Source organism: bacterium (assembly GCA_023382385.1).
Classification (GTDB): Bacteria; Electryoneota; RPQS01; order RPQS01; family RPQS01; genus JABWCQ01.
Genome location: JAHDVH010000002.1, coordinates 200,890 through 220,037, shown reverse-complemented (window position 1 = coordinate 220,037; position 19,148 = coordinate 200,890). Strand labels below are relative to the sequence as shown.

The 19,148-nt window shown below is 56.1% G+C and carries 18 protein-coding genes; 6 read left to right on the top strand and 12 right to left on the bottom strand.

Annotated features, from left to right (window positions below):
• The first annotated feature begins 19 nt into the window (after positions 1-19).
• Positions 20-445 (top strand): large conductance mechanosensitive channel protein MscL, encoded by a 426-nt coding sequence (mscL, locus tag KJZ99_05175; protein ID MCL4305284.1) that lies wholly within the window; start codon positions 20-22, stop codon positions 443-445.
• Positions 446-463: 18 nt separating this feature from the next.
• Positions 464-1,387 (top strand): hypothetical protein, encoded by a 924-nt coding sequence (locus KJZ99_05170; protein ID MCL4305283.1) that lies wholly within the window; start codon positions 464-466, stop codon positions 1,385-1,387.
• Between the two features lie 74 nt (positions 1,388-1,461).
• Here the strand turns inward: KJZ99_05170 and KJZ99_05165 are convergent, their stop codons facing one another.
• From KJZ99_05165 to KJZ99_05150, 4 genes are all read right to left on the bottom strand, one after another.
• A complete protein-coding gene (locus KJZ99_05165; GenBank protein ID MCL4305282.1) occupies positions 1,462-3,078 on the bottom strand; it encodes a T9SS type A sorting domain-containing protein in 1,617 nt (538 codons plus the stop codon).
• On the bottom strand, positions 3,066-3,581 hold the full coding sequence (locus tag KJZ99_05160; protein MCL4305281.1) for a hypothetical protein: 516 nt from the start codon (positions 3,579-3,581) through the stop codon (positions 3,066-3,068). The genes KJZ99_05165 and KJZ99_05160 overlap by 13 nt, the downstream gene beginning before the upstream one ends.
• Positions 3,582-3,814: 233 nt before the next feature.
• Positions 3,815-4,273 carry a cytochrome c nitrite reductase small subunit gene (gene nrfH / locus KJZ99_05155; protein MCL4305280.1) on the bottom strand — a complete coding sequence of 153 codons (459 nt, stop codon included), beginning with the start codon at positions 4,271-4,273 and terminating at the stop codon, positions 3,815-3,817.
• A 15-nt stretch (positions 4,274-4,288) separates the two neighbouring features.
• Positions 4,289-5,596: an ammonia-forming cytochrome c nitrite reductase subunit c552 gene (locus KJZ99_05150; GenBank protein ID MCL4305279.1), complete on the bottom strand. Its 1,308-nt coding sequence runs from the start codon at positions 5,594-5,596 to the stop codon at positions 4,289-4,291.
• Between the two features lie 309 nt (positions 5,597-5,905).
• On the opposite strand from KJZ99_05150, the gene rpsU reads away from it, so the two are divergent.
• The 4 genes from rpsU (at position 5,906) to KJZ99_05130 (ending at position 9,868) form a co-directional block, all read left to right on the top strand.
• Positions 5,906-6,106 (top strand): 30S ribosomal protein S21, encoded by a 201-nt coding sequence (rpsU, locus tag KJZ99_05145; protein MCL4305278.1) that lies wholly within the window; start codon positions 5,906-5,908, stop codon positions 6,104-6,106.
• A 109-nt stretch (positions 6,107-6,215) separates the two neighbouring features.
• On the top strand, positions 6,216-6,713 hold the full coding sequence (locus KJZ99_05140; GenBank protein MCL4305277.1) for a CvpA family protein: 498 nt from the start codon (positions 6,216-6,218) through the stop codon (positions 6,711-6,713).
• Positions 6,710-9,103 (top strand): endonuclease MutS2, encoded by a 2,394-nt coding sequence (locus tag KJZ99_05135; protein ID MCL4305276.1) that lies wholly within the window; start codon positions 6,710-6,712, stop codon positions 9,101-9,103. The genes KJZ99_05140 and KJZ99_05135 overlap by 4 nt, the downstream gene beginning before the upstream one ends.
• A 183-nt stretch (positions 9,104-9,286) precedes the next feature.
• A complete protein-coding gene (locus KJZ99_05130) occupies positions 9,287-9,868 on the top strand; it encodes a winged helix-turn-helix domain-containing protein (protein MCL4305275.1) in 582 nt (193 codons plus the stop codon).
• A 65-nt stretch (positions 9,869-9,933) separates the two neighbouring features.
• Here KJZ99_05130 and KJZ99_05125 read toward each other — a convergent pair whose 3' ends face one another.
• Genes KJZ99_05125 through KJZ99_05090 form a run of 8 tightly spaced genes read right to left on the bottom strand, consistent with a single transcriptional unit; the run spans position 9,934 to position 19,117 of the window.
• Positions 9,934-11,436 carry a lamin tail domain-containing protein gene (locus KJZ99_05125; protein MCL4305274.1) on the bottom strand — a complete coding sequence of 501 codons (1,503 nt, stop codon included), beginning with the start codon at positions 11,434-11,436 and terminating at the stop codon, positions 9,934-9,936.
• Positions 11,437-11,477: 41 nt separating this feature from the next.
• Positions 11,478-13,094: a bifunctional metallophosphatase/5'-nucleotidase gene (locus KJZ99_05120; protein ID MCL4305273.1), complete on the bottom strand. Its 1,617-nt coding sequence runs from the start codon at positions 13,092-13,094 to the stop codon at positions 11,478-11,480.
• The gene (locus tag KJZ99_05115; GenBank protein MCL4305272.1) at positions 13,091-13,882 is read right to left on the bottom strand and encodes a glycosyltransferase; all 792 of its coding nucleotides are present in this window, start codon (positions 13,880-13,882) and stop codon (positions 13,091-13,093) included. Before KJZ99_05115 ends, KJZ99_05120 begins: the two co-directional genes overlap by 4 nt.
• 4 nt (positions 13,883-13,886) lie before the next feature.
• On the bottom strand, positions 13,887-15,143 hold the full coding sequence (locus KJZ99_05110; GenBank protein ID MCL4305271.1) for a hypothetical protein: 1,257 nt from the start codon (positions 15,141-15,143) through the stop codon (positions 13,887-13,889).
• A gap of 27 nt (positions 15,144-15,170) precedes the next feature.
• Positions 15,171-16,652, bottom strand: a complete 1,482-nt coding sequence (locus tag KJZ99_05105) for a hypothetical protein (protein MCL4305270.1) — start codon at positions 16,650-16,652, stop codon at positions 15,171-15,173.
• On the bottom strand, positions 16,649-17,149 hold the full coding sequence (locus KJZ99_05100; GenBank protein ID MCL4305269.1) for a glutathione peroxidase: 501 nt from the start codon (positions 17,147-17,149) through the stop codon (positions 16,649-16,651). The genes KJZ99_05105 and KJZ99_05100 overlap by 4 nt, the downstream gene beginning before the upstream one ends.
• 23 nt (positions 17,150-17,172) lie before the next feature.
• Positions 17,173-17,736 (bottom strand): hypothetical protein, encoded by a 564-nt coding sequence (locus tag KJZ99_05095; protein MCL4305268.1) that lies wholly within the window; start codon positions 17,734-17,736, stop codon positions 17,173-17,175.
• Positions 17,737-17,752: 16 nt separating this feature from the next.
• A complete protein-coding gene (locus KJZ99_05090) occupies positions 17,753-19,117 on the bottom strand; it encodes a glucose-6-phosphate isomerase (GenBank protein ID MCL4305267.1) in 1,365 nt (454 codons plus the stop codon).
• Positions 19,118-19,148: the final 31 nt, after the last annotated feature.

The following is a 19,148-nucleotide window of genomic DNA, read 5'->3' as shown; positions in this document are numbered from 1 at the left end:
ACTTCACAGGGAGTTACGTATGTTAAAGGAATTCAAAGAGTTTGCGATGCGCGGCAATGTCCTGGACATGGCCGTTGGTATCATCATGGGCGCCGCTTTCGGCCCCATTGTTTCCAAGCTGGTAAATGGCATCATTATGCCCCCTATCGGACTGTTGCTGGGCAATGTCGATTTCTCCAATCTATTCCTGGTTATCAAGCAGGGAACCACGGCTGGGCCGTATCCATCATTAGCTGCCGCGCAGGCTGCCGGTGCGGTGGTCATGGCGTGGGGCGACTGGTTCAATGCGATTGTCACCTTCCTGATCACTGCGTTCGCAATCTTCATTCTCGTCAAAGCCATGAATGCCGCTCGCCGCAAGGAACAGGCCGCGCCCGCCGCGCCGCCGCCGCCGCCGAAGTCCGAAATGCTGCTTGAAGAGATTCGTGATTTGTTGAAAAAGTAATTGACCTTGGAAATGAATATGTCTATGAGAATGCCGTTGGCTTTCCTCGCGACTTGTCTGATTTGCGCACTTGCTCATGCCGCACAACCGGATCCGGGTCCGTGGAAAACGGACATCTCAACCGGCCTCGTGACAACGCAATCTTCGTATTCTGACAACTGGACGGGTGGCGAAGCCGGTTCGATCAATTGGACTGCCTTCTACAACAGTATCTCCAGCCGTCAACTCACGCGCAATTGGTACACGCAGCATGACGTGAAGTTGTCCTTTGGACAGACTCACATTCAGCACAAGGAAACCAAAGACTGGCAGAAACCGACCAAATCGGAAGATAAGATTCGCTACGATGCGATCATGAAATTGACCAAGGGTTGGTTCGCCGATCCCTATTTCGCATTCACCTTCGAATCACAGTTTCTGGATGCCTCCAGTCCGTACACGTCTCGTTACGTGAATCCGATTGAGCTGACCGAATCGTCCGGTCTTGCCAGAACGATTATTGAAGTGCCCGACCAGACCAAGCTGACCACCCGACTCGGTCTCGGTTTGCGTCAACGCATCGTACGATTTGACGACCCTGCGGATACCTTGAGCGCGGAACCCGCTACACTTTCCGAGACTACGGTGGACGGCGGTGTGGAATGGGTCACGGACTTGCTCCTCGGTTCCGCTAACAGCAAATACAGCTTTAACTCAAAACTGACGCTGTTTCAGGCGCTCTTTAATTCGAAGAAAGATGAGCTTCCCAATGACTACTGGAAAACCGCGGATGCCAATTGGGACAACATCTTCAGAGTGAAGGTTTCTTCGCTGATCAATGTCGGACTCGCATGGCAATTGCTGTACGACAAAGAAGTGGACCTCGGTGGCCGCCTGAAGCAGGCACTCTCAGTCGGGATTGTCTACAACTTCGCCAACTACGAGAAAGAGACCGCGAAGTAATTCTTCCGCACTTTCGCAAAACTGACAAGCCCGCTCATTCGAGCGGGCTTTTGTTTCTCTTTCCTCTGGCGAGGCTACTTGAGTAGAATCAGCTTCGTCGTGGTGGAAGTCTGCGGAGTCACCAATCTCGCGAAGTATAGGCCGCTGGGCAATTCGCTTCCTTCGAACATGATGTGATGTGTTCCCGCTGTGAACCGTTCATTGACCAATGACTCCACCTGCTTCCCGAGCAGGTCGAAGATCCTGATCTCGACGGCCTGCTCGCGACCGAGCGTAAACGAGAGCGTCGTCACTCCGTTGAACGGATTCGGGAATGCGTTCAGCGAAAATACCTGCGGCAGAGCGGCCGGCAATCTGTCACTCTCGACTTCGGTCGTGTCTTCGCTGGAATCGGGATGCATCGTCAGCCAGGGTTCGAACACCACTCCGTTTCCAACTTCCGTCCCTAAACCGTTTGGATTCAAGTTCGGGTGATATGGTCCGGTCGAGTCCCCCCACCAATTCTCTCTTGCGTCGAAATAGGGAGCAGATGAGACAGCCGCAATTCCGGGACCGTAAAACTCGTTTTCTCGGGCGAAAAGGGTGTCGGTAATGGAATGGTAGGCACGAACATCCGCAACCTGCACTGGAAGTAAATCCAAGAACAAGTTTCCTTTTGCCAGTATCGTGGCACTCGCCATTATTCCTGTGGCGAGATTCGAACTGCCATCCATGAAAACATTGTCTTCGATGATTCCCACCATGAAAGGACCTTGTTCGTCGCAATCCACTTTTATTGCTGTTGTTCCGGTCGCCGGTGAAATTCCATGATAATCCGTGAAGGTATTGCCGCGGATGCGTATCTGCATGTGTTCACTTGGTACTCCGCAATCCGCAAGTACCCAAATCATCGAACTCGCCCGTTCGATTCCTTCAAAGACACAATTCTCGATTATGCAATTCTCGATTGGATTGGCACTCACAACGGGAAAGGCGCTTACACACGGGCCAAACCTGCAGTCTGCGATTGTGATGTTGCTTCCGTGAAAGAGCACGAACTCCGTCTGCAGCCGGTTGCAGCGGAATGTGCAGTTGCGCAGCGTGGAGCCGCTGTAGCACCACACAAACCAGAGTCCCTCACCGTCAAACGAGCAGTCATGGCAATCCACCATAGCTCCCACGTCCGGCATTATACATTGCCGGAAACAGCCGTTAAAGATGCACCGCCTCGCATAGATCCTGTCTCCGCCTTTGATCGCGCGGGAGACTGAGTCAAAGCGGCAATCTTTCAGGAAAAGCGCAACTCCGTTGAAATGCACACCGCCCGTGCGGGTCGAGGCTCCGAACGCGCGATACTCCGGCCGATTATAAAAGGCGAAATTCATGATGGAAACCGAGTCGCCGCTGAAGACTGCGGCGGACGGTGTATCCAGACCGGTCGGGATCGGATCCAGAACCGTTCTGAATTCAGGCAGCGTATCCCCCGAATACCAGCCGCTCAACGTCAGCGAGTGAGCCGGTGCCAGCAGAAACTCATGATAGACGCCCGGTGCGACAAGGATGGTGTCGCCGCTCGCCGAAGAGTCAAGCGCCGTCTGAATTGTGGGATATTCCCCGGGCACAGAAAGGACCTCGCACATACCCGATTCAAAAGTAATCACCCAAACCATCAGAATGATTATTCGAAGGTACTGTACACTCATGGCGTGCATGGCAGGCTCGTATGCCCGTAGGAAACACAGCCAATAGCCTCGCACGACTCATTGCAATCCACACAGTCGTTTGCGTAGCCGGGACAATACAGCTTGCAGACGTACAAGACATAAACACTGCTTGTATTCAACTCCACAGAACCAATGCACGGTGTTTCGCAATCGTCAATCGCACATTCATGCGTGTGGCAATTCGCAAGAAAAGTCTCAGTTGCGCCATCCAGCTTGAATATGTTGACGCAACTGTGGCACTTGCCGCAGACATCACTGCAGGAGACTACCGCCGCATAAAGGTCATAGATCCCATCGCAGGCCGGAGTGAATTCGCGACGGCTGCAGTTCGAAGTCAAGAACGTCGTGCATCCGTCATCCGAGCATGTGGCATCGGTGATGCGGATACAGTCGGAGCAATCCGCCTGCGAAAGATCCGCACGCCCGATTCCCGGACACAAAAAAACCGCAAGACACAACCCTGCGGCGACGGTGAATGGTGCTCTCTTCATGCAAATCCTCCTGACTGGGCGAGTTTCCCCGATGCACTATTCCCCTTGGTGCACCGAAAGTAATTTACGTCTCCCCTCGACGATTGTCAAGAGTCCAACGTTCTTCAGTCCACAAAGTTTTGAGGACTCAATGCAACGGCTTTATCAGCGTCGATGCGCCCTAATCAGTTGATTTCGAAACAATTCAAAAAGAAATCGGGCGACTCGCCTGAGCCGCCCGATTATAGATGCTGTTATCTTCTCCTGTTGGCCAATCTGCCGTGCGCGATGCCTTCATGACAAATCAGACACCGCCTATCCTCAGGGTGTGTTGGCAGTGTGGAATTCACCATCGTCTGATGACATTGCACACAGTTGTTGGTCACAATCTCCTCGCCGGATTTCTTCAAACGAAAGATCTGCGGATCCTCAAACGTAAACACGTATGAATGCCGCGCACCGTGTTCGACCTTCGTCAAGTACTTTCCGACAATGTCGTGCGGCGTGTGGCAGTCATTGCACGTCACGTTGCGGTGACTCGATGTGCGCCAGCCGTCAAAAGCGTCTTTCATCACGTGACAGTTCATGCACGCCTTGGGATCATCCTGCAGATACGAATAGGCTTTGCTGTAGTAGGCCGTGTACAGCCCCAGCCCCAACAATGCGCCCGTCAGTATCGCCGTCAGGCTTGCCAAACCAGAGGGTTTCTTCATCTTGCCCTCCGTAAGTTAGCGGGTGTTCGCGGCGACGTCGAGCTTACCGTGTTTGGCCAACAGCTTCGTGGCCGAAAGTTCAGCCTGCCGCGCGAAATCAATCGCATCACCAAGCATTCGCGTCGCTTCCTGCGGGCTGTGGAATCCCATCGAGTTCTCGGCAGACACAAAATCCCAGCGGATGTGCGCTCGACGATGCAACGCACGGCACTCTTCAAGTTCCGCGTCACTCGCTCCAGCTTCAATCGCAGCTTTGATCGCGTCAATCGCCGCGATAATTGCCGTCTCACTCCGATCCATCAACTGCCACGTCCGATCCTGTATCTCGCGAATCCGCATCGCCATCTCAGACTCGCTCTCGCGGTGACACGTCAAACAAGCGTTTGTCAGATTCATGTATGGCGAGCGGATCCAGTGATCCGTAATCTTGATCGATCCCTCACGTGTATACGGCATGTGGCAATCCGCGCAGCCGACCCCCGAACGCGAATGAATTCCACTGCTCCACATCTCGTACTCGGGATGCTGCATCTTCACCATCTTGGCACCCGTTTCCGCGTGCACCCAATCGTAGAACCCGATCGCGTCATAATAGGCCTCGATCGAATCGATCGATAGTCCCTTATCCCACGGGAACGTCAAATAGTTCGTCTCCTTCGGCCAGTAATACTCGACGTGACATTGCGCGCAGGCGTCCGTCCGCTTCAAATTCTGGTCGTGCTTCGTGATGTCTATGCCGCGCCGAGCCTGTGCCTCGATGTACGCCGGCCTGCGGACCAACAGTTCCATCGTCTCGGAATTGTGGCAATCCCCGCACGACACCGAATGCTTGAAGCCGTGCTTTTCCACAAGCTCTTTCACCGGAGTCTTGTAAAAAGCCTCCGCACCATGCTCCTCTATGAACAACGGCACCTGAGGACTCTTGCAGGACATACACGTGCCCGGCTTCTTGTCGCCCAGACGCTTGATCTCCAGCATATCCTGCAGCGCGTTCATGTGTCCGCGCTCTTCGTTATAGTCAATCGAAAACGCATACCCCGCGAACAGCCGCACCATCCGTGGATCCTTCTCAAGCTTCGAGAAAGACTCCGACCCCCCGTACCGCGCGTACGGACTGATCTCCGCAAGCTCAGACGTCTTCAACGTCTTCATATAGGCCGTGTATTCCCGTGGAAAGTTCGCCTTCCACTTTTCGGGGTCGGGTTCACCCCACGCCAGCTCCTGCGTCTTGATATACGAATATCGCGATTCCTGTTTCTTCTCAAAAATATCAGTGAGCAGCCAAACAACAAACAGCACACCAATCAAGCTTATTACGAACAATATCCAGGTGGCTGCGGCGCCGCGTGCGGAATAGTCTATTCTCATGAGTAATCTCCTTAAATGATAGGCTCTAAGATACACAACTCCCCTGCTCCTGTCAATTCAACCCTAAATGGACTTCTGATGTCCTAAATTATGAAAAAACTTAATTTCGGATTTTTCAGTCGCGCAATCGGGAGGCATTCTATCGTTTATTATTGTTCATGTTTGCACCCATTCTCACGGTTGACTCTCAAAACCGCTCTCCGTATATTCAAATTTCCGTAACCCCAAAGTCCTAACCGCACGCGAAAGGAGGTGAACGCAAATATGCCCTTCGTAAAAGCACGCGAAGGCGAGCCAATGGAACGGCTGGTCCGCCGCTTCCAAAAGTCTTGCGAGAAGTCCGGAGTTCTGTCTGAAGTCCGGCGTCGGCAGTTCTATGAGAAACCCTCCGAAATCGCCAAACGCGATGAAGGACAGCGTCAGCGTAAGATCCGCAAAATCAGTCGTATGCTGAGAAACCGCTAATCGGTTCAAGTCTGCCTCTTTCGCCCGGCCGGAGTCTCCCGCCGGGCGTTTTTCTTGAACCCTTGCACCAGTGCCTCAGCTTGCCTATTTTGAGGCTGGACCACATCATATGCATCTTCTCGATATCCTCATCATCTTCCTTATCATCGGCTTCGGCATCAGCGGAATTCGCCGAGGCTTCCTGTTCGAGCTGATGATCTCCATCGGCCTTGCTGTCAGTTTGGCCCTGACCCTCATTTTTCGCGATGAACTGCAGGCACTCGCCGGTCGGCTCGCGGAACCCGGTTGGGAGTTGCGCTGGGCGTCAGGTCTGGTCTTTCTGCTCTTCTTTCTGCTCGTCTATCTCATCTTTGCATATTTCGGTCATCGGCTGCATACGTGGATCGACGGTACCAAACTCAAATGGCCTGACCGCATCCTCGGTCTTTTCGGAGGAACCGCCAAAGGCATCCTGTTGATTAGCGTGCTCGTCATGGTCATTCTCTGGGCCGATCAAAGCGGAAACATGCGCTCCTACATGAACAAATCCAAATTGATCCGACTCGGCAAACAAATCGCCTTCGATATTTCGCACTGGGAACCGGCGGAGAAAAAGAAGTGGGTGTGATCGGCGAAGAAACCCTGCAGGCGCTCGAGTGGGAGCGCGTGCTGACGATTGCCGCGGGATTGGCCGCTTCTTCTCTTGGGACGGAGCGGCTTTTGTCACTGGAAGTGCCCCTCCCGCGCCAACGCGCCGAACTTCTCATTCGCCGCACGCACGAAATGGTGCGCGTCCTTACCGAAACCGACGGCGGATTGCAGATCGACGGACTTTCGGATATCCGCGAAAGTCTCTCGCGGGCCGGTATCGAAGGCGCGAGCCTCGATCCGCTCGAACTCCGCAAAATCGCCGAGACTCTCTCCTGTATTGCGCGCGTTCGCGGACAACTACACAACCGCACTGCGGAACTGCCAGAACTTTCCGGTCTCGCTGATCGGCTTTGGGATCATGACCGTATCGCCCGCCAGATTGAATCCGCGATCGATCAGGACGGCGAACTCTTCGATGATGCCTCACACGATCTGAAGCGCATCCGCGCCGAGCGCCGCCGCGAAAACAAACAGCTTGAAGACCGCATCAACTCCATCATGCAGAAGTGGGCGGAGCAAGGCTATCTGCAGGACAGTGTCGTCAGCTTTCGCGAAGGCAAACTCGTGCTGCCCGTGCGGGATGAAGCCAAGCACCGCGTGCAGGGTGTCATGGTGGACACCAGCGCGTCCGGTGCGACCGTCTTTCTCGAACCTGTTGAGACTCTTCCACTCTCCAATCGCCTGCGCCAGCTTGAGCTTGAAGAGAAGCGCGAAATCCACAAAATTCTCCTCAAGCTCACCGCGCTCGTGCATGAACATCTCGACGAAATCGTCATCTCGCTCGAGGTCATGTCCGAGCTGGATGAACTTTTCGCACGAGCACGGCTCGCTCTGCGTTGGGAAGCTGTCGCGCCCGAACTGAATGACCATAACGTCATCCGACTCTGGAAAGCACGACATCCGCTCCTGATTGAACGCGTCCGCGAACGCAAACTCAAGGAAGTGGTTCCGCTCTCCGTCGAAGTAGTCGCCCCCGTGTGCACCGTCGTCATCTCCGGTCCCAATGCCGGCGGCAAAACCGTCGCACTGAAAACCGTTGGACTCTTAAGTCTGATGGCCGGTGCCGGCTTCTTCATCCCTGCGGCTCCCGGCAGCATGCTCCCGCACTTCGCAACTATCTGGGCCGACATTGGCGATGCGCAATCCATCGAAGGCGACCTCTCCACCTTCACCGGTCACGTCGCGCGCTTGCGTAAGATGACCGAAGACGACACGCGTCCCAAACTCCTGCTCGTGGACGAAATCGGCTCCTCGACCGACCCCGCCATCGGCGCCGCGCTCGCGCAGGCTACGCTGCTCGAATGGACGATGCAGAACGCGGTCAGTCTGGTCACTACACATCACGGCGCGCTCAAAGCCTTCGCCCACGAGACCGAAGGCATGGTCAACGGCTCGATGGCCTTCGACGAAGAGAGCCTCATGCCCACCTATCACTTTCGATCCGGTCTGCCCGGCTCAAGCTATGCGCTGGAAATCGCGCAGCGCGTGGGATTCCCCGAAAATGTATTGACGCGTGCGCGCGGCTATCTTGATCGCGGCGCACTTGGTTTGGAGGAACTTGTCGGCGAACTCTCGCGCAAAATCGAAGAATACGAAAAGCTGCGCCGCGAGAGCGACCTGAAGATGACTCAGTATGAAGGACTCGCGAGGCTCTACGAGCAGCGCAGTGAAGAACTCAAGAAGACGAAAGCGCAGGCCCGCAAACAGGCGCTTGATGAAGCTGAAGAACTGGTCGAAGAGTCGCGCCGCGAAATCGAAAAACTCGTCCGCGACATCAAGGAAAAGCAGGCTGAAAAGGCTGCCGTCCAATCCGCCCGCGAAAAACTCCGCGAGCTTCGCTCGAGAGTCGATACCGAAAAAGACAAGACCGCCAAGGAACTGAAACAGCCGCAACCCGAGCGCAAGCCGCTCCCCAAAATCGAACCCGGCGTGCGTGTCGCTGTCGAAGGGGTGGAGGGTGACGGCGTTGTTACGGCTCTGCAGCGTAACGGCAAGCGCGTCGAAGTGGAAATGAACGGCATGCGGCTTTGGTTTGATGCGCACAAACTCTTCCAGCCGCAAGCTCAGCCCAAAAAGCCCAAGAGTGCCGACGTGAACGTAAATGTCAAAATGTCCGGCGACCGTATCACCGGACAGCTCGATTTACGCGGCAAGCTGGGTGACGAAGCCATACCCATCATTGACCACTATCTCGCCGTCGCCGCCGAGCAGGGCTATCCGTCTGTCAAAATCGTGCATGGCAAGGGCACGGGCGCGCTGCGCGTGCGCGTCCGCGAGTTCCTCGCCACCCATCCGCTTGTCAAAGAGATGTATGACGGCGGCGCAAATCAGGATGATTTCGGCAGTACCATCGTCGAGCTCTTCTGATTTCAACGGCTTAAGAAATACTGACCCTCCCTCGAGGCCGCCTCCTTGCAGGCCTCTCCTCGGGTCGCCACCATATCGCGTAAATCCTTAAAAAGACGATGTAGTGTCGTCTTTTCTATTTATAAAACATCTATTTACTAAATTTTCAAATTTGTCTTGACAAATTGATTTTTCGGTTGTATATTGGTCCTCGTGAATGCGCCGCAACTCATCTCCCGCCCAGACCAGCTTTCAGCTCTCCTTAATGAAGAGCGTCTGGACCTGCTATCACACCTGCGTGAACCCAACTCCGCAAGCTCCCTCGCCCGCCTGACCGGCAAGCCCCGCCAACAGATCAACTACCACCTGCGCGAACTCGAGCGGCGCGGCTTTCTCAAGCACATCGAAGACCGCCGTAAAGGAAACTGCATCGAGCGCGTGCTCGTCCGTTCAACAGATACCATCTACATCAGTCCCGAGGTGCTCGGACCGCTCGCCCCTAAGCCGGAGATTCGGCCGGACAAATTCTCCGCAACCTACCTGTTCCATGTGGCCGCAAATCTGATGCGCGATCTTTCCAAGAGTCTCACGTCAGCCGCCGCCAAAAACCGCAACATCCCCGCGCTTGCGCAAACCGGCGAAATTCGCTTCTCGTCCCCCGAGTCCAGCGCGGCGTTTGCTCAGGAACTTGCCGACACCCTTGCCACCCTCACCGCAAAATATCACGACGACGACGCTCCACGCACCCACGAATTCAAGTGGATGTTCGGTGCCTATCCCGCATAGCTTCCCCCCAAAGCAAAACGGGCGACTCGCCTGAGCCGCCCGCTTCAGCAACCTGCTTCGAAAAACTATTTCAAGTACAGCAGCTTCGCGCTTTCCATCTTCGCACCGGCCTGCGCACGCAGGAAATAAAGTCCTGCCGCACCTTCCGGCGTCCACTGGAAGCGGACATTGCCCGGCGATAGATTCGTCAGCACGCGGCGATACACTTCGCGCCCCAGCACATCGGTAATCGTCACGTCTACATCGCGCGCACTTCCCACCAGCAATTCAATCGTCGTCACTCCGTTGAACGGATTCGGATAGCTCGACAACAGTTTGAAGCTCTCCGCCAGCAGCTCCGGCGCATCATCTGCAGACGTGCCCGTGATAATGTCCGACGGATAGCGCGGCGTAATCTGATAGTTGCCCGTGTAGGGCGCCGTGTTGTCAAACTGTGTGATGATACCGCGAACCGTGAACGTGCCGGAGGGTGCCGGAACCGTCCCTACCTGAGTGTCCCCGTCAATCCGAATGCTGATTGTGCCGCTCGCATCCGTTGCTGTGATAGTCGCATTCTGGCCCGCGCCCGACGGCCACGGATCCCCGCCCGTTATCGTTACGTTGCGAATCTCCGCCAGCATCCCTTCAAAGGCTTCAAACGACGATGCACTGGTCAGCACCAGCGGTGTCAGTGGAACGTTGTGTCCCAGGTCCAGCACGCGGAACGTGCAGTTGCCCGCACCGGAAGAAACCAGTTCCGTCAAGCCGTTGAACTGCGCGACCCAGCCGGAAACTTCCACACAGTCGCCTTCCATAATCCCTTGTGGAACCGTGCCGCGAAAGACGTTGCAGCCCGCGTTGTCATCCTGTATGAAGAAGTTCGATTCTGTCAAACTATCCAATGTGTAGTTGTTGACGTTCACAATCCCGCGCACAATCACAAATGTGCCAATCATCGCAGGCACACCCTGATCGTCGTTCTCGCGAATCTCTTCCAGCGTCACTTCCGTCGGATCGCACGGTGCGCCGTCATTTGGTTCGCCCGGCGTCAGAATATCCGTCTGCGCCCAATCCGCTCCGTTGTTGTCCGTGTCCGTGTGATCGGGGATGCGCGCGATCGCGTAGTTGATTCCCGCGGACGGGAACGGATCCGGTGCGTTGGAGTTTCCTTCGCCGTCACACGTCTCGCTCGCACCGCACTCGCCGTAGCAAACCCGATCCACCACCTGACCGCTGTTATTCAACAAACGCAGACCGTCGCATTGCGGACCACTCGTTCCGCCCGCGTTCTGCCAATCGTGCGGTGTCACCTGATCCACATTCGGCACGGCCGATCCGCCAACCACATAGTAGCCGTCATTCGGAATCGTGCCCGTCAGATTCACCGTCAGGTAGACCGCGCCGCCATTGCCGTTGACGCCCACCAGCGACCAACCCGCTAAGTTCGTTCCAGCCGGCCCGTAAATCTCCGTATACATGATGGATGTATCGTCGGTTCCCTGAGTATCATACAGAACCTCGTTGATCATCACCTGCCCGATAGCCACCTGAGCCATCAAACACAGCAACAAAAACACTCGCAAACGCATGTCCAGTCTCCTGAGTCTATTCTGAATTGAAATGAAATTCGTCAACTTCTGTCCACAAACTGCCAGCGGCCGTCCAATACCGGACGCAGCGGAGAATGCGACTTGATATATTCAATAACAGCCTCGCGCATGTAGATGCCCGATTCAACCGCCGCCTGACTGCGCAGCGCCGCGAGCTTCTCCATCCCCGAGTTGCCTTCCAATAAATAATCCGTCGTCACCAGCCGGTAGCTCTGCTCCGCGACATACGGCTTCCCGCCAATCTCCAGTGAAATCACCCGACTTCCGCGCTCGCGCGAACGGTCTATTTTCACGCGCATCCCCGCCACGTAGAGCCCACTCCCGCCGTAGGCTACCTTATCCTCGAGCAAATCTTTGATGAATGCGCCCGTCACTTCCACCGATCCGAGCGTGTTGTCAAACGGCAGGACATTGAACACGTCCTGCGGCGTGATGTTTCCCGCCGGCAAATCTGTCCGCACCCCCCCCTTGTTGGTCAGTGCGATATCCCCCCGCAACCGCCACAGCATCGCGTCGCTCACCAGATTCCCCATCGCCGACTCGCCTTCACCGATACGTGTAATCGGCTGCTCCGATTCGCCGATCTTCTCGTTGAATCCGACTTCAACTCGCGCCACCACTGTATCTATGCACTCCGCGATCGCACGGTCGCGCGGAAACTGATCCGAAAACAGTGTGATCAACGTGCTCTCGTCGGCAAAATTCTTCCAGCCCAAAAGCTGGCCCGTCGCGACGTCAAACTCGAATTCGACGCACATTAAATTCGTGCCGCGTCCGTAACCCTGAAAACACGGTGTGTGCGTCACCGGATCCACCCACGGCTCCACATAGCCTACGTGAATGTCTCCCGCAAACAACACATCTATTCCCGGCACGCGCCGCGCCAACTCAAACGCGTTGCGCGTGTAATCCGACTTCCATCCCTGCGCCGCCTTTCTTTCGAGTTCGTCCCAAGCTTCCCAGCGGTCGAACGGCAACCCTAAATGGCACGCGGCAATTATCACGTTGCAGCCTTTGTTCAGCAACGTGTCGCGATAGGCCGCCAGCGACGTCACTTCTGGCGCAAAGTAGAGATCGCGCACATTTCCCTCAAAACTCGCGCGCTGCGTCCCGCTCGTCGTAATCCCCACAATTCCCACCTTCAACGGACCGTATTCCTTGATCAGATACGGCTGGACGTATAGCTGCGTATCGTTGCCCGCAATCTCGAAGATGTTGGACGACAACGTGGGGAATTCCGCCTGCGCGATCAACCGTTCGCAGACGTCTCTGCCTAAATCGAACTCGTGATTGCCGAGCACCCACGCGTCATACTTCACTTCATTCATGAAACGCATCACCGCCGTGCCTTCGCTCTTCGTCCCGACCAGCGTCCCCTGAAAAATATCGCCCGTGTCCAGCAACAGGAACCCCTTGCCCTGTTCCGCGGCATACGCACGCATCCGCTTGACCAAAGTCGCCAGCGACGCGCCGCCGCCCAATGCGGGCGGAAACTCGGGATTCATAAAAGATGCTTCCGATGAATCCACTCCGCCGTGCACGTCGTTCGTATTGCAGATGACCAGCGAATACGTTTCCCCGCTCCGTGCGGAGACAGCGCAAACCATCAGAATCAGGACAATTAGGCAATTCTTCATTTCGTAAACATTCTTGATAGATTTCTCTTCATGCGGCGCCTCAATCGCTGCAAGCGGGTTCGTCCCCCGACATAATCCGGCGCACGTTCACCCCAAATCTTCGGCCCGTAAATCCGGTATGCTTCATCCGCGGCGCGAAGTGTCGCCTCTTCCGCTGCAAAAGTTATGGATTGACTGTGTATGCGATAGCTGAGCAGCGGCTCGGGAATATTCGCCAGCTGATACCCGCCGGCTAACAGCTTCAGCGTGACATACAGGTCTTCCGCAAGCGTGTGGTCAAATCCACCGACCGCGCGCAGCGGAGCGAGCCGAAACGTCGCCGCACCGTGTTGAAAACACACATACTCCCGAAACCTCTCGCGAATCTCGTCCGGCGTCACAGGAAACACAAAAGGACTCTCGATTTCCCTGCTCCGCTCGTCAATCTTGTTGAAATAACTCCCGACCGCCGCGATTTCAGGATGCTCGTTCAAATAATCGAACTGCCGCTGCAGACGCTCGGGAAACATGACGTCGTCCGAGTCCATCCGCGCGAGCAGCTCCGTCGAGCTGAGTTCGATAATCCGGTTAATCGTTCGTGCAGTGCCGAGATTCCGTTCGTTCTCGAGTATCCTGAACCGTGAATCCGCGTGCTGCCGGAGAATCTCCGCCGACTTGTCGGTCGGGCAATCCAGTATCGCAATCACTTCGAATTCTTTGAGTGTCTGCGTCTTGATAGACTGCAGGCATTCCGTAAGATAGGCCTCCGCGTTGTAAATCGGAAGCCCCACCGTCAGCAACGGCGTCACGCGATCAGAGTTCCCAGCTCAGCGAAAGCATGCCGCGAAACAGCGCCGTCTCCACGCGATCGCGGTCGCTGCGGTTCACGCCGCCATACAGCGATTGCGGGAAGAGATCGTCGGACGAGTAGTTCATCTCGCCGAACTCCAAACCGAAATCCGCGTGCATCCGGCGCAGCACGAAACCCACTCCCGCCGTAAACAGCGTCGTCGCGCGATCCTTGTCCGTCGGCGATGTCGCGTAGACAATTCCGAATCTCGCCGGAGTCCCGGGAACTATCTGCTGCTCTGCGCCTGCGCGAAACTCGATCACGTCGTCAAACCCCTCTGCGACTTCGCTGTAAGTGTGAATCTCCGCCTCTCCGTAAATCAACGGACGGTATTCGTTGCGCGGACGATACTGCACGCCCGCCGCGATGTGCGACGGATACTTCGCACTCGAGGTCCCCTTCACCCGCGTCGTCGAATCTCCGACGCTGTTCGTCGCCGTAAACTCGTACTTCATCTTGCCCGTCGGGAACAGCGCGCGTGCGCCGAATCGCACCCGCTCGTTCAAATCGTAAGTCGCTCCAAAATTCAAATCCGCCGGAGTCCCGTCCGGTGAGTAATCCGCACGATAAACCTGATCTGCCGAATCTTCGCTCGCGTAATACACTCCATTGACGTAGCCCCAGTCACCCGTCAAGAAAGCCAGACTGAAGCCCATCGCCATCTTCCCCTGAGCTGCCGCCGCGCCAAAGGCGAACGCGCGCAAGTCGCCGTCCACCTCCAAAAGGTTCTTCCCCAGTATCAAGTCCTGCACGCCGCCGGACGTGAAGCGGTTTCTCACCTCTTCGTGATACGTGTATTGAAACTGATACGCCGAATATGTTCCCGCCGACAGCACCATGACATCGAGCTGATCCTGCTTGAGCAGATACGATGCGCCGCCGTCAAGCTTGGAATAGAGGTGGTCGTTCAACGCGTAGTTGTTGTAGCCGAGCACACCGTCGAACGCGTCGTAAAACGGATATGAACGCGTTTCCTTGACGCGCGACAGGTCCGCCGACAATCCGATGTGCCAGCGCGAGGTCTGATGAGCGAGAGTCGCCGGATTGCCCATCAGCGCGGCTGAACCCAACTGGTTGGTGACAAACGTGTGACCCAGACCCAGCGACCGCGGCGAAAACGCGCCCGGACGTGTGCCGACTGAGGCGTCGGGTTGTGTCGCTTGCGCGAACGCCGAAGCACACAACAGCAACAATGCGACAATGAAGTGCAGCAGTTTCATGATTTGCAAAAAAGTAGGGAAAGTATGTTACGGAACTGTGAGAGTGTCCGAGACCGTCAAGGCGGGTTCGGGAGGACGGAACCGGATGTCGTAGAGCATGCCTTCGCGTGTGGTCAGTGCCGGTGCGAAAGACAGAGTTGGATGCGACGTAGAGTCGCCCTGACAAAGCCCTTGCGGGCAGGAATCTCCAAGAATCACAATGCGGCCTTCACTCAAGTTGAGCGTCCGCAAATCCGCTGGAAGTGCCGTCGCCTCTCGCCCCGTGATATAGCGAAGCATCTCAGGTGCATCGGTATACAGCAACTGCCCGTCCGACGCCCGCAGCTCCTGAAACAGCGGAGCGGTCTGCCATGCAAATCCGCGCAACCCGTCTCCTGCTTGAAACTGTTTCAATCCCGCAAGCACCGTCTGCCACAGCGGAGCAAGCAACAGCACGACGCAGAGTCCCGCCGCAAGTTTCGCTCCGCGCCCGTGCAGCAGTGAGCTGAACGGATTGAAATCGCGAAAACTGTCAATACCCAGCGCGGGCCAGATAATCAAACATGGGAGTAGCGGCACAAAGGTATTGGCCGTCGGAAACAACAACAAGTGCGCGAGCCAGACATAGCTCAAGAGAACCCAGACTTGCAGCTCACGTCGTTTCAGTGCGGGGCCGATACCCGCCGGGCCGCGCGTGGAGAGATAGACATACAGCAGACCGCCGAACAACAGCACGGTCAGGCCCGCGCGTAACCACAACGGCCAACCGGCAATCAATGCGAACGCCGAAATGCTTTCAAGTGCTTCACGTAAAGCAAAAATGTCAAAGGTTAGCTTGGGAAGTCCCGTAGCAATCCACACCAACGCTGCCGGTGCCACCGCGATTGCCGCGAAGAACACCACTCCCGAAAAACGCCGCGCCAGCACACCGCGTCCGCCAAGCAAAATCGCAAAGGCTGCGCCGAGTGCAAGCACCGTCGCCGGAATCCAGAGCAAAGCCGCCGCGCCAAACAACAATGCTGAGCAGATGAACGCAAAGACGCCTTCATTGTAAAGGAACCGCGCCAAAGCCAGCGTCCCGCACGTAAGCAGCAGCAACGACGTCAGAAGCGGCGAAACGGCAAACGCTTCGGACAACAGCAGCACGCCGCAGGCAAAGGCCATGACCGCTCCCGCGACCACCGCACGCGAGCGAATGTGCCGCAAATAAAAGCGTGTAACCACATAGACCAGCAGCGCGGCCATCGCTGCCTGCCAGAGTCGCGCCGCGAGTTCCAACTCAATGCCACGTCGCGCAAAAACCGATAACAACAGCGGCCACAGCGGCCCGGCCGGAGCGGGAGTCCCAAAGAAATCAAACGAAGCGCCGCCCGACAACGCGCGGGCAGTCTGAAGAAACGCAAACTGCTCGCGCAGAACAGTGATTCCCCACGTCTGAGTCACGACCAATATGACGGCTGCCGAAGCGAGCGCGAAGACCGTCGGCAGATAGCGGTCCGCCGCCGGTCGAAACACTGTGTTCCGATTCATTCCGACGATGCGGCTCCCAGAAGTTCTTCAATCTTGGCAATCACTTCCGGCGCGTCGGGCTTAACTTTGTAGTGAAATCTTGCGGCGACGTTCCCGCTCCGATCGAGCAGGAACTTCGTAAAATTCCACTGTATCTCTTCCGCAGGCTCACTATGCTCGACCAGATACTTGTAGAGCGGATGTTTGCCTTCGCCCAGCACCGGAATCTTCGCCATCAACGGAAACGTCACGCCGTAATTCGTCGTGCAGAATTCCTTGATTTCCTCATTCGAACCCGGCTCCTGTTTTCCGAAGTCGTTGGACGGGAAGGCAATCACCGTCAGGCCGCGTTCCTTGTAAGTTTCGTAAAGCTTCTCGAGTCCCGCATATTGCGGAGTTTGTCCGCATTCACTGGCCGTATTGACGATTAGCACGACCTGACCTTTGTACGCTGCCAGAGTCGTCGTATCGCCGGAATTCGTCTGAAACGGAATGGATGAGAGATCAGATGCGGTCATGATCAAAGGCATCAGAAGTATGATTATCGAGGCAAATATTCCCATCTTCGGGGGTCCTTCGGGTCCAAATGATATTCAACACAACGAACACCTGCCAGCTGACTGCCCAGCAGTCCGCCGGAAAAAGCTCCCACACCCGCGCCGATGCCCACGCCTTCGAGGATGACGGCCAGGTCGTTCTCTTCTTTGCCGTGCAGCCCGCTCGGCTCACTATAGCGAACTTGAGGATCGATCGCTGCCACCAAGGCACCGACGAAAAATCCGACCACGCTGCCCACCATTCCTCCCGCGAGCGCACCGTTCCGCAGGGCATTGGCCCGGTCGCGCGTCGCAATCGCGCGAATCCGCTCGTTCATCATCAGCACTTTGTCCGTCTGCCCGTCAATCGAAAAAACGGTCGTATCTCTTCCGATGTGCAGATCGGTCACCCGCAGGTCGCTCCCCGTGCGCAACTTCACCGTCGCCGTCCTGTCGTGCAGAAAGTGATTCGCTTGCAGATAGCGTTCCGGCGGCGAGCTCTTCTCAATCACCAAAGTATGCGCGCAACCGGAGAAAATCAGAATCAGCCCAAGCAGTGCGACGCGCATGGTCCCTCCTTCGAGGTTACACCTTAATCCCCTTGGCCTTGTCTTCGAAACCTGCGCGGCCCATCAGGCCATAAGTCAAAACCTTGCCAAGTTCCACACCCGGCTGGTCGTAAGGATTGATACGATAGAGCGAGCCGGACAGCGACGTGACGATTTCCCACAGCATGAAAAATTCGCCGACTGCGTGTGCATCAATTTCGGGGAATGTCAGCGTGATGGACGGGCGGCCGCGCTGCGCCAGCGCTTCACGCGTTGCCGCAAATTCCGCGGCGATGAGTTTGTTCATCGTCTGGCCGCCCAAGTAGCCCAACGACGAAACATTGGAATAAAGCTCCGGCAGTCTGAGCCGCTTGCCGAATTTTTTGCATTCGAGGAAGAGGAAGACCTTATCGTATGGCCCTTCGATATACAGCTGCACCTGACTGTGTTGGTCGGTCGCACCGAGAGCCTTCAATGGCGTCGGACCGACATTGACCACGCGCCCTTCGTTGTCCGTTTCCTTTCCGAGGGATTCCGCCCAAATCTGACGGAACCAGTCCGCCAGCCCGTAAAGCCCGTTCGCATAGGCCATCATTACGTGCATCTTTTTGTGCTGCGTGCTGTCGAACAGATAGAGCAGCGCCGCCATCTGCGCGGCAGGATTCTTCTGCACGTCGCTATCGAGACACCGCTCGCGCATCTCCGCCGCTCCGGCCAGCATCGCCTCCACGTCGAAACCAAGCACGTATGAAGGGAAAAGCCCCACCGGAGTTAAAACCGAAAAGCGACCGCCCACTCCCGGATGCAGCGGCAAGGTCTGTAGTCCTTCATCGTTGCAGAGCTTGCGCAAATCCCCGCTTTGCGGATCCGTCGTGCAGACGATGTTCTTCTTCCAATCGCTGCCCACACGCTTTTTCAACTGATCAATGATCAGCAGAGAGGCTGCGGCGGTCTCCGCTGTCGCACCGCTCTTGGAAATGATATTGTAGACCGTCTTTTCTGGTTTACAAGCTGACAGCAATGCATCCGTTTGCACGGGGTCCACATTGTCCAGCACAAAAAAACGGGGACGACCCTTGCGCTTGGCCGGCGAGAGCAGGTTATGCAGCGGGTGCGCCAGCGCATTGAATATCGCATTCGGTCCGAGCGCGCTGCCGCCGATACCGGACAAAAAGAAGTTCTCAAATCCTTCAAACTTGGCCGCCATCGCTTTGCAGGCGTCGCGGGTCTTGGTATCGTTCGGCAAATCGAGATACGGGAGCTTACCCGCCTCGCGCTCACGGCGCAAGTGTTCCAGAGCCTTGGAAGTGCGCTCAATGGTCGGCTTGAGCATCTCATTGGAAATGCCGTGACCGGCAAGCTTTTTAGAATGGGCGTAACTGAAGTTCAGGGACAGAGACATACCGGGTTGGCCCTCCGATGGCCAAGTCGAG